At 73.2% G+C, this 10411-nt stretch carries 8 protein-coding genes and 2 pseudogenes; 6 read left to right on the top strand and 4 right to left on the bottom strand.

From position 1 onward, the window contains the following. From GAS53_RS53740 to GAS53_RS53730, 3 genes are all read right to left on the bottom strand, one after another. Nucleotides 1-1519, bottom strand: a 1519-nt coding sequence (locus GAS53_RS53740) for an FAD-dependent monooxygenase (RefSeq protein ID WP_151485125.1), incomplete at its 3' end; no start/stop codon positions are given. Between the two features lie 461 nt (nucleotides 1520-1980). Further along, the gene (locus tag GAS53_RS53735) at nucleotides 1981-2214 is read right to left on the bottom strand and encodes a hypothetical protein (RefSeq protein WP_151485124.1); all 234 of its coding nucleotides are present in this window, start codon (nucleotides 2212-2214) and stop codon (nucleotides 1981-1983) included. 444 nt (nucleotides 2215-2658) lie between these two features. After that, on the bottom strand, nucleotides 2659-3528 hold the full coding sequence (locus GAS53_RS53730; RefSeq protein ID WP_151485123.1) for a hypothetical protein: 870 nt from the start codon (nucleotides 3526-3528) through the stop codon (nucleotides 2659-2661). Nucleotides 3529-4127: 599 nt separating this feature from the next. On the opposite strand from GAS53_RS53730, the pseudogene GAS53_RS57485 reads away from it, so the two are divergent. From GAS53_RS57485 to GAS53_RS53710, 4 genes and pseudogenes are all read left to right on the top strand, one after another. Further along, nucleotides 4128-4576: pseudogene (locus GAS53_RS57485) on the top strand (IS630 family transposase); the annotation flags it as partial. A 242-nt stretch (nucleotides 4577-4818) separates the two neighbouring features. Beyond that, nucleotides 4819-5225, top strand: a pseudogene (locus GAS53_RS57480) (IS630 family transposase); the annotation flags it as partial. A 94-nt stretch (nucleotides 5226-5319) separates the two neighbouring features. Continuing rightward, entirely contained in the window at nucleotides 5320-5835 is a 516-nt protein-coding gene (locus GAS53_RS53715; protein WP_151485122.1) for an IS630 family transposase, read from the top strand. Beyond that, nucleotides 5832-6407 (top strand): transposase, encoded by a 576-nt coding sequence (locus tag GAS53_RS53710; RefSeq protein WP_151485121.1) that lies wholly within the window; start codon nucleotides 5832-5834, stop codon nucleotides 6405-6407. The genes GAS53_RS53715 and GAS53_RS53710 overlap by 4 nt, the downstream gene beginning before the upstream one ends. 72 nt (nucleotides 6408-6479) lie before the next feature. On the opposite strand, the gene GAS53_RS53705 is transcribed toward GAS53_RS53710, so the two are convergent. Then, a complete protein-coding gene (locus GAS53_RS53705; protein ID WP_151485120.1) occupies nucleotides 6480-7250 on the bottom strand; it encodes a transposase family protein in 771 nt (256 codons plus the stop codon). A gap of 95 nt (nucleotides 7251-7345) precedes the next feature. On the opposite strand from GAS53_RS53705, the gene GAS53_RS53700 reads away from it, so the two are divergent. Both GAS53_RS53700 and GAS53_RS53685 read left to right on the top strand, forming a co-directional pair. After that, nucleotides 7346-8002, top strand: coding sequence for a hypothetical protein (locus tag GAS53_RS53700; protein ID WP_151485119.1), 657 nt, complete (start codon nucleotides 7346-7348; stop codon nucleotides 8000-8002). 1367 nt (nucleotides 8003-9369) lie between these two features. After that, nucleotides 9370-10269 carry an MBL fold metallo-hydrolase gene (locus tag GAS53_RS53685; RefSeq protein ID WP_151485118.1) on the top strand — a complete coding sequence of 300 codons (900 nt, stop codon included), beginning with the start codon at nucleotides 9370-9372 and terminating at the stop codon, nucleotides 10267-10269. Nucleotides 10270-10411 lie beyond the last annotated feature (142 nt).

Genomic DNA, 10411 nt, shown 5'->3' with positions numbered 1-10411 from the left:
CGGCGAGCCGGCCTGGCGTGCCCGCCGGCACGCCAGGCCGGCTCCCGGACGCGCCGAAGTACGCAGCCAGCGCCGCGTCCAGCCCATCCCCGGCCGGCCCCCAGGCGATATAGCCGTCGGGCCGCACCAGCAGCGCCTGGCACGGCAGTTCGGGCGTCGGCGCGGCATGCACCGTACGCAGCAGACCGGCCCAGCCCCGCGCCTGCTCCTGATAGCCGCCCGGCTCGCCGAAGAGCAGCAGCAGCGGCCGGCCCCCGCGCAGCAGACCGATCACATCGGCGGGCCCCTGGCGGGTGGCCAGGCCGACGTTGCGCAGAAACCTTCCCTCCCAGGGGGAGGACCGCGCGGTGAGCGGCGCCAGCACCGTGTCCTGCGCGCTGACCATGGCGGCCAGCGCGCTGCTCTCCCCCCCGGCCGCCAGCAGCTGGCCGAACAGCGCGCGCAGCGGGTCGAGTTCGGGACCGGGGCGCATCAGGGCGAGCTGCGCCCGCGTGTTGTCGATCACCCGCTGGGCGGCCGGCCGGCGCTCCTGGTCGTAGCTGTCGAGCAGCCTTGCGCCCGCACCGCCGCGCACCGCAAGCGCCAGCTTCCAGCCGAGGTTGACCGCGTCCAGCAGGCCGGTGCTCAGCCCCTGGCCGCCCACGGGGAAGTGGACGTGGGCCGCGTCTCCCGCCAGGAAGATCCGCCGGGCCCGAAAGGACCGGGCCAGGCGGGAGAAGTCGCTGAACCGGCTCAGCCACCGGGGCGCCTCCATCGCGATGTCCCGCCCGGCGATCCAGGAGACCTCACGGCGCAGCTCCTCCAGGGTCGGCGGCAGCCGGCGCTCGCCCTGCGCCCCGCTGCAGTTGAGGGTCCGCAGCCGGACAAAGCCGCCCGGGACGTTTTTGGCGACCAGCCAGCCGCGCGGGGTGCGGTGCCATCCCGGCCCCAGGCAGGCCTCCCCGGCGAGCCGGACGTCGCCCGCCATCGCGGACACGGTGGCCGGACAGGTCCGCGAGGCGAAGCCCGCCTGCTCCCGCACCGTGCTGCGCGCGCCGTCCGCCCCCACCAGGTACCCGGCCGCACAGCCGACCGGCCCGTACGGCCCCTGCGCCGTGACCTGGACCCCGTCGGGCCCCTGCCGCACCCCGGTCACCCGGTGCCCGCGCAGCACCCGCGCACCGGCCGCCCTCGCCCGCCTCTCGAAATGGCGCTGCAGCTCCTCCTGCGCACACTTCAAGATCGGCTCCGGCTCCGCGGCGGGCGCCGAGATGGCCAGCCCCGGCAGCCCCGCGAAATGGAAGACCCGGCCGAAGGCCGCCGGGTCCGCCGCCGCCGCCAGCCCCTCCAGATGCCCGCGCCGCACCAGGCACTGCACCGTCCGGGCATGCAGCGTGGTCGCCCGAGGATGCCCGGACACCTCCGCCCCGGACTCGATGACCAGGGTGCGCACCCCGTATCCGGCCAGCTCCGCGGCCAGCAGCATGCCCACCGGCCCTCCCCCGACGATCAACACCTGCGTCTTCGTCCCACTCGCCATCCGGGCCTCCCCGTTGCCCCGTCCCACCCGGCCCCGACGCCCGGGCACGAACACCACCCAAAAATATACCGGGCAGACGGTTCTTTACAAGGCCGTCACATATCCGACCGCACCCGGGTCCCCACGACAGAGCGATGCCCCGGCTCCCGCAGCACCGCCGGGCGCACGCGTGCGCGAAGCCACCGCCCGGGCTCCCGCCCCCGCCGCGCACCGGCCCGGGACGGGTACCGCGGCCGTGCGGCAGCAGCCACACGACCCGGCGGCAAAACCTCCCCGACGAGCCGGACGGCCCCCCGCCGGGCCCGATCCCGGCGCAGCCCGCCGCCGCGGTGGCCGGCAGGCCGGCCCGGCAAGACGGCAACCGGCCCGGGCTGTCCGGGCTCCGGCGCAGGCAGCCGAGCGTGCCGATGTCCCCGCGCGCCGCACGACGCCGGCCTCATGGACGATCCCGTCCCTGGCGCTCAGAGCACCCATGCCGTCTCCTCGTCGCCCACCAGCCCGCTGCCCGGGCCGTCCTTCCGCCGACGGACAGGATCATCCGGGTGGGCGGCGCCCGTGCCCCCCACCGCGCGGACCCGGCCGCGGGCGGCACGCGCCGAAACGGCCGGGGCCCCCTCATTCTGGCACCACGCCGTGAACGCCGCGCAGAGCCGCGCCAGTTCCGCGCCGAGCCCGGCGTCCGGCCAAAAGGACACGCCGGGCAAGCGCCCGGCGCGGTCCTCCTGCCCCCGCCTACGCGGCCGGGGCGCTCCGCACCCGCCCCGGCCGGTGAGGCCCTTCGCGCCGCCCGGGCAGCAACAAGCGCCCCCGAGGAGCCGCTCTGCGGAGGGTGGACTCCACGCGGCAGCGACCCCGGCGCACCGCCGCATCGTCCACGGCCGGCCCGCAGACCCCGCAGACCCCGCAGACCCCGCAGACCCCGCAGACATTGACGGGTACACCCCCCGGGGTGAAGGGACACGAGCCGGGCTCCCCCGCTTCTCGGCCGGCTCCCAGCCCGCCGGCGCGGCCGGCCCGCAGACCGGCCCGCGGGGCCGTGCCGGCCGGGGCTGTGCTGCGGTGTTCCCCCGGATGCCGCCCCCCGCACGGCGTGGCCCGGCCGCGCAGGCGGCGCTCACCTCCGCCCCGGGGGCCGCCGGCTACGGCGCCGCCGGCGCGGCCAACGGCAGGCCGCACTCGGCCGCCAGGTCGCCGGCGCGCCGCCCAAACCCGGCGGCGCAGGAGTCGCCGAGCACGTCCAGGGCGCGGGCCAGGTCGGCCATCGCCCGGGCCAGTTCGGCGCGGTCCCCGCAGCGGCGCAGTTCGCCGATGGCACAGGCCAGGGTGTGCGGGCGCCGGCCCGCCTCGTCGGTGGCGGCCAGCAGCCGCAGGGCGCCCGCCCGGTGCCGGGGACCCAGCGCGGGCAGGGCCAGTTCCTCGGCGAGCAGGGCACGGGCCGCCCCGGCACGGCCCAGCCCGAGCAGCGCCTCGGCCACATCACCGCGCCAGGGCAGGTGCGGCAGCCGGCCCGCACCGTGCCGCAGCGCGAGGCGGCCGGTCACCCGGAACACCTCCAGAGCATCCTGGTAGCGGTGCGCCGCCAGATGCAGACGGCCCCGGGCACGCCACCACGGCACCGCCGCCCACCGGGCCTGCGGGAGGGGCGCACCGAGACCGGCGGCGGCCTCCTCCCACCGGCCCAGCGCGATCAGGGCCTCCGCCCGCACCGCGGCCGGCCACAGGTACAGGCCACCAGGCCGGCCGCCCGCGGCCTCCAGCGCCCGGCCCGCCTCGCACTCCGCGCCGGCCAGCTCACCCAGCTGCAGCAACGCCTCCGCACCCAGCGCACCGAACGCGGCCGCCCAGACCGCGCTCTGCGCCCGCGGGCGCAGCTTCGCACACCACAGGGCCGCCCGGTGAGGATGACCGGCATCCAGCAACACCCGCACCGCATGCAACAACACCGGACCCGACGCCGGGGCCAGCACAGCAGAACGCAACAGCCGCTCGGCCGCACGCGCCCCACCCACCCCCCGCACACCACCCCCGGTATGCCAGCGCGGCACCCCACCCGACGGCCAACCCCCCTCGCCGCGCCCCACACCAGCCAAGAACGGGCCACCCACGCCCGATCCAGAACCGCCGGACCACCGTACCGTCACCGTCCGCGGCATCGAAGGAGACTCCATCACCCCACTCAACCCCACACCCACCCCCACCCACCCGAACCCCCAACCCACCCTTGAGCAACCCTCAAGCACAGACCACCGACACCACCGGACCCCCACCACCACCCCGTCCACCCCACCCCGCAACATCAACCCACCACCGACAAACAACCCAACCCGCCGACAGCCCGGCAGCAGGCCGCCACAACCCACCCGCCGAACACCGGCGCCACACGCCGCAGCCCACCCGCCAGCCGGGCACCGGCGCGGCGCGCGCCGCGCGAAACGGGAGCCGCGGCCGGGGCGGGATCCGACCTCGCGGACCCGCACGAGGGGCCTGACACTCACGCCGTCGCCGGCCACCGTCCGGGCCTGCACACTCCGGTCCTGCCACAGCCGGTACAGGGCCACCTCGTAGGCGAACAAGGCACTCTGGCCGTACTCCGTCCGCGCCAGCAGGCCGCTGTCCACTCCGACCTCGGGAGCGAACACCACCGCGGCCAGCGGCAGGGCGCCCCGACCCCGACCGCGACGCCAAACTCGACCGCATCGAGCACCTGCTGGCACGCTTCCCGGACCGGGTCTTCGCCTTCGACGAGTTCGGACCCCTCGGGATCCGGCCCACCCAGGGCTCCTGCCGGGCCGAACTGGGCAAGCCCGACCGCGTGCCGGTGACCTACCACCGCACCCACGGCGTCTCCTACTTCGACGGCTGCTGCTACTCCGTCGGCGACGACACCCTGTGGGCGTCAACCGGCGCCGCAAGGGCACCGCCACCAGCCTCGCCGCGCTGAAGTCGATCCGGGCCGCCCGGCTCGACGGCGCCCCCATCTACATCATCTTGGACCACCGTTCCGCCCACACCCGCGCGGACATCCGCCAGTGGGCGACGAGGAACAAGGTCGAGCTGTGACGACGTCGGCAAGACCGTCAAACGCCCCCGAGACCCTCAAGGCCATCGGCAAGCCTGGAAGGTCTTGGTAGATGAGGAACAAGCTGAGTGCCTGTGTCTGATCCAGTCATGCCAAGATGGCGTCGTCACGTTCGAGTGCAGGCGCCGCTGAAGAGGGGCGAGGGCGGTCACGGTGGCGAACACCACGGTGGCCTGGGTGCGGAACTGGCGCCAGGTCAGCCAGATCGTCGAAGGACCTCCAGCGCCGCAAGGGCATCGGTCCCTCGTGGGCGGCGCTCAAGAGCATCCGGGCGTCTCGTCCGGACGGCGCCCCGCTCTACGTGATCCTGGACAATCTGTCCGCCCACAAGAACTGGCGCATCCTGCGCCGGGCCGCGAGGAACAAGGTCGGGTGCTGCACCCCGACGAACGCGTCCTGGGCGAACCCGATCGAGGCGCACTTTGGACCACTCCGACAGTTCACCCTCGCCAACTCGAACCACCCCAACCACACCGTCCAGACACGGGAGTTGCACCGCTGCCCGCGCTGCGCAACCAGAACGCCCGCCATCCCGATGTCCTGGCCGCCCAGCTGCGCGAACGCGCCCGCATCCGCGGCGAGAAGGGCATCCGCTGGGGCGGACGACCAGTTGCCGCCACAGCGTGAGGTCGCAACCCGGTGATCGGTTCCGGTCACAGCACTACTGAGCTTTTCGTTAGTTCTGTGGGCGCTGGGGCTTCGGTGGTGTGAGCATGTTGGTGTGTCTTCCGAGTCGCAGGCCGTTGTTTCCGACGTCTCTGTTCCGCCGCTGACACGGCCGCAGTTGGCCGAGGCCCGTCGCATGCGCGCGGTCGAATTGTTCGAGCAGGGACGCTCTACCTCCGAGGTCGCACGGGTGGTGGGGATGCACCCCGAGAGCGTGCGCCGGTGGAAACGCCTGTGGGAGCAGGGCGGGGCGCAGGCACTGCGGCGGCGTCCGGCCACCGGCCGGCCACCCAAGCTGGATGATGCCCAAGTCGATCTGGTCCGGGCCGCGTTGGAGCAAGGCGCCCAGGCGCACGGATTCGAGGCAGACCTGTGGACCTTGGAACGGGTCGGCGAGGTGGTGGAGCGGGTGACCGGGGTGACGCTGGCCCGGGCCTCCGTGTGGCGCCTGCTGACCGGGCGGCTGGGGTGGAGTCTGCAGCGGCCCAGGCGTCAGGCCGTCGAGCGGGACGAGTCCGAGATCGCCCGGTGGGTCGCCCAGGAGTGGCCACGTATCAAAAGGGGGCGGTGAAGAAACGTGCCTGGCTCGTGTTTTTCGACGAGTCAGGTGTGTCGCTGCTGCCCCAGGTACGCCGCACCTACGCGCCCCGCGGGCACACCCCCGTGCTGCGGCACCGGCTGAACTGGAAACGCGCCGGGATGGCCGCCGCGCTGGGCTACCACGGCGCCGACCCCGAACGTGGTCCGCGGCTGTGCTTCCGCCTCAAGCCGGGCAGCTACGACACCGCGTCCCTGATCGACGTGCTGGAAGACCTCAAGACCTTCTATGCCGGCGAGTCGGTGGTCTTGGTCTGGGACGGACTGTCGGCCCACTGGAGTCGGGACATGCGGGCGTGGGTGGCCGAGCAGAACTGGCTGACACTGGAACGGTTGCCCGCCTACGCACCCGAACTCAACCCAGTGGAACTGCTGTGGGCGGCCATCAAAGCCCGCGAGCTGGCCAACCTCGCCGGCGACCAGCTCGCCGATGTCGCCGACGCGGCCGAACGCGGCATCCACCGGATCTGCTCCACCGAACACCTCCCGTGGTCCTTCCTCACTCACACTGGATTAAAAATCCATCCCGAACCACCACAGAACTAACGAAAAGCTCAGTAAAGCGTGTTGCAGAAGGCCGTGGGCGGGCAGGCTGAGCTGGGCTGTTGGCGTGTTCGGTCATGCGGCGAGGGCGAGGTTGTGCATGCGGGCGATGGCCTGGACGGCATGGTGGAGGCCGTCGCCGTGCTGCCGGCAGTCGCGGAGAATCTTGTAGTTCTTCATTCGGCCGATCACGTGCTCGACGCGGGCGCGGACCTTGCGGTGCGCGGCGTTGTCCTCCTCCTCGCCCTTCAGCAGCGACCGTCCGGGGCGTTTGCGGTGCGGCACGATCAGGCCGGTGTTGAGGTAGGCGCCATCGCCCAGCACGGTGACGTTCTGGCACTGCACGGCCAGACCCGAATCCCGCCAGGCCTTCGCATCCGCTGTCGTGCCCGGCACCGGGCGGGCTGCAGCCACCACCAGGCGCGTGTCCGCGTCCACGATGACCTGCACGTTCACCGAGAAGCGGCAATTGCGTGAGGACATGCCCACCGTGCGGTCGCGGACCGGGATGAGGATGCCATCGACGATCCACAACCGCTCAACGGCATCCCGTGGCACCCGGACAGGCTCCAGGGCGAGCAGCGGACCCAGCCTCTGGATCACCCGGCAGACGGTGGCCGGCCAAACCCCGAACAGCGGCGCGAGCTGCCGCATGATGAGGTTCGTGCGGTAGCAGGCCGCCACCAACAGCACCCGCTCGGCCAGCGGCAGCCGCCACGGACGCCCCCATCCACAGCCATCACCACCACGTTCCTGCACCACTTTCAGCAACCGTCCGAACTGCTCAACCCACAGCCCGGTGAACGCTTCCACCCACAACCGCTCGGCCCTCAACACCCCAGCCATACAACGGAGATGCCCAGCTCACGGCCTTCTGCAACACGCTTTAGACAGCACTAGCTGGAAGGAGTTGCCCTCTTGCCTCGCGATACGGTGCTGCCATGTCCCGATCAGTCGAAACCGGATCAGTCTTGTCTCCCGTCACCGCGGACGACGTCGACCTTGCCGTGCGGCTCGCCGTGGGCATCCTTCGGGACGCACCCCGCGAGGGGTGGGGCGGTAAGGCCGGTTCGCTGGAGTGGGACTGCTGGGAGACCGTCGAGCACCTCGCCAACGACCTGTTCCACTACGCCGTGCAGCTGAGGCCGCAGAGCCCGCCGCTGGACACCCATGTGCCTTTCGCGTTGAGCCAGAAGAGGCCGGACGGACCCGCGGTCTTCCTCTTCGCGGACCGTGATGCGGGTCCGGCCGGCCTGGTGCAGGTGCTGGAGGCGTGCGGCGCGCTGCTGGTCGCCATGGTGCGTACGACGCCGCCCCGGGTCCGCGCCCACCACGCCGCCGGGGTGTCGGACCCCGAAGGCTCCGCGGCGATGGGGGTGGTAGAGACGCTGGTACACATGCACGATGTGGCGGAAGGCTTCGGGCTTGCCTGGACCCCGCCCTCCGCTCTCTGCTCGCGGGTGCTCGCCCGTCTGTTTCCACAGGCTCCGGGCGGCGCGGATCCCTGGCCCACCCTGCTGTGGGCCACCGGCCGCGCCGACCTGCCGGGACACCCTCGTCCCACCACGTGGCGCTGGGCCAGCACACCGCGGTCATAGGAGCGGATCGGCTTCCGCCGCACACCTCCGGTTCGCGCGCCGCGGCCGCCGTCCCCACCATGCCGGCCGGCTACCGGCGGCGTCTGCGGCAGCCGCGGCACTCAAGTTCGGCTCCGTCTCCGCACGGCCGGCCTCCTCCTTCTCCTCCTCCTGGCGGCGCGCGGCCCGTCCGGCCCCCGCACGTGCACGGCGCTCATCCCGACACAGCCCCGCACAGCCCGATCGACCCCCGTCCGGCAGCGCAGCCGGACGCAGTTCCAGCGTTCCCCGGAGACCCTCCGCCCGCACCGCAAGCACACCGGCCGCCGCGCCTGCCGCTCGGCCGCCACCGCGCCCACGACCGAGGCGCTGCCTCCCGATGCGAAAGCCTCTCCCCCGCCGACATGACGGCGGCCGCCCCTCCGGTCCCGCCACGGCTACGGCACTCCCGCCGCCCGGACGCCCGCACCGCCCCTACGCGAGCCCGGACGGTATCGGCGACCGCCCGCCACTCGGGGCCTGCCGCGCGCGAGTCCGGCTGGAACGAGGCAGAGCTGACGGTGGCGAACCGCCACCCCATCAAGCCGGTGCGGGCCTGACCATCCAGCCCGATCGCCCTCCCCCCTCCCGCGCGGCGGACAGACCGCACCGAGCTGGACGGGCCCGTGCGACCGCCAGGCCCAACTCAGGGGGGCGGTCAGCGCGTCGACCAACTCCCGCCTCCGGCACCGGACACCGCCCCGGCAGCCAAGAACCAGACACCAGCCCACCCGCCCACAGACCCTCCCAGCCGCAGACCCCAAGCCGCAACATCCGGCCCGGCCTCCGCGGCCGCCAGCACCGCCAGCACCCACGTGCCGGTCCCCCGCATGATCTCCAACCGCGACAGGTCCTCCCGCGCCTCCTCCAACCGGCGGGCCAACTCCGCAACCTCAGCCGGGAGTTCCTCCACACGCGGCCGAGCCGCGGCCTCCCGCGCCTGACGCTCTTCCGGCACAGACACCGTGGCGCCCCCCCTCCACCACGCCACCGCAGAAACACGACGGCGCTACCCCCTCCCCATCAGTGTCTGCCCAGCTCAGCCATCCCCCCAGAGGATTGCCACCCACGTCCCATCGCGCTGCCAGCGGCGAAAGAGCCCCTAGACGGTCCGCCACGGACCGTACTGCGGCGGCAGACCCCGCCACAGGCACCAGTGCGCACCCTCCAACGGGATCCTCTTGATCAGCCGCCTCCGGCACACCGACGGCCTGCCCACCACCGCAACAGGCAGCAACGACCCCAGCACCGCCCCCTGTTCATCCCAGAGATCACCTCGCCCCACACCGAGATCATCACGGCACGAGGCGAGGCCCCCCCCGCGTGCAAGGCATGGCAGGATCGCGGCCATGTCCCTCAGCGTTCCCCGCCTCCGGATCGGCCCGACCGAGATCATCGCCCTCGCCGACGGCGAGGGCCCGTTCTTCTCCCCGCGCGCCGAGGCCTTCCCCCAGGCCACGGCCGCTCAGTGGGCCGAGGCCGACCGCTACGACCCGGGCGCGGTCGACGCCGAGGGCCGCTGGCGGCTCCAGTTCCGCGCCTACGCGATCCGCGGCGACAAGGGCCTCACCGTCGTGGACGCCGGGATCGGTCCGGCGGACAGCCCCGCCGGCTCGTGGGCGCCCGTGCCCGGTGCGCTCCCCCAGTCACTCGCCGCCGCGGGCATCGACCCGGCCGAGGTCGACACCGTGGTGCTCACGCATCTGCACACCGACCACATCGGGTGGGCGGTCGTGACCGAACCGGCCCTCCCCTCAGCGCGCGGCGCGATGGACGGCACCGCTGCGACCGGCGGCGCGGTGGGCGGCGCCCCCGCGCCCGCCGGCACGACCAGCGGCCGCCGCCCCTACTTCCCGAACGCCCAATACCTCCTCCAGCGGGCCGAGTTCGACGCCCTCGACACGCTCAACCCACAGCTTCGCCAGACCCTCACCGACCCGCTCACAGCGGCCGGCCGGCTCCGCCTCCTCGACGGGGACACACCACTGCGCGCCGGACACGCGATCGCCACACCCGGTCACACGCCCGGCCACCAGAGCGTGCTGATCACCGACCGGCGCGACACGGCACTCATCACCGGCGACCTCCTGGTCCACGCACTCCAGCTGCTCCACCCCGACCTCGCCTACACGCACGAAACCGACCCCGAAGCCGCCCGGCACTCAAGACAACGCCTGCTCAGCCGCGAACCCACCACCACACTGCACCTGGCAACACCGCATCTGACAGAGCCGTTCATCCCGGCATGAACGCGGCCGTACGAGCCGTCCGGCACGGGTCACGCCGCCAGGACATCCACACACTCCCATCACTCCGGCGCTCCCATCGTCCACGGAACTCAAGACCGTCAGACAGCAGCCGCCTCCAGATTCCTGGACACCTTCGTGCAAC

This window comes from Streptomyces albicerus, from assembly GCF_008905045.1.
GTDB classification, from domain to species: domain Bacteria; phylum Actinomycetota; class Actinomycetes; order Streptomycetales; family Streptomycetaceae; genus Streptomyces; species Streptomyces albicerus.
This window is presented reverse-complemented; position numbering and strand designations above follow the sequence as displayed.

Bases quoted from the DNA above. Each gene is read 5' to 3' on its own strand.
- GAS53_RS53705 (WP_151485120.1), bottom strand. From the start codon at position 7,250: ATGGCTGGGGTGTTGAGGGCCGAGCGGTTGTGGGTGGAAGCGTTCACC.
- GAS53_RS53700 (WP_151485119.1), top strand. From the start codon at position 7,346: ATGTCCCGATCAGTCGAAACCGGATCAGTCTTGTCTCCCGTCACCGCG.
- GAS53_RS53685 (WP_151485118.1), top strand. From the start codon at position 9,370: ATGTCCCTCAGCGTTCCCCGCCTCCGGATCGGCCCGACCGAGATCATC.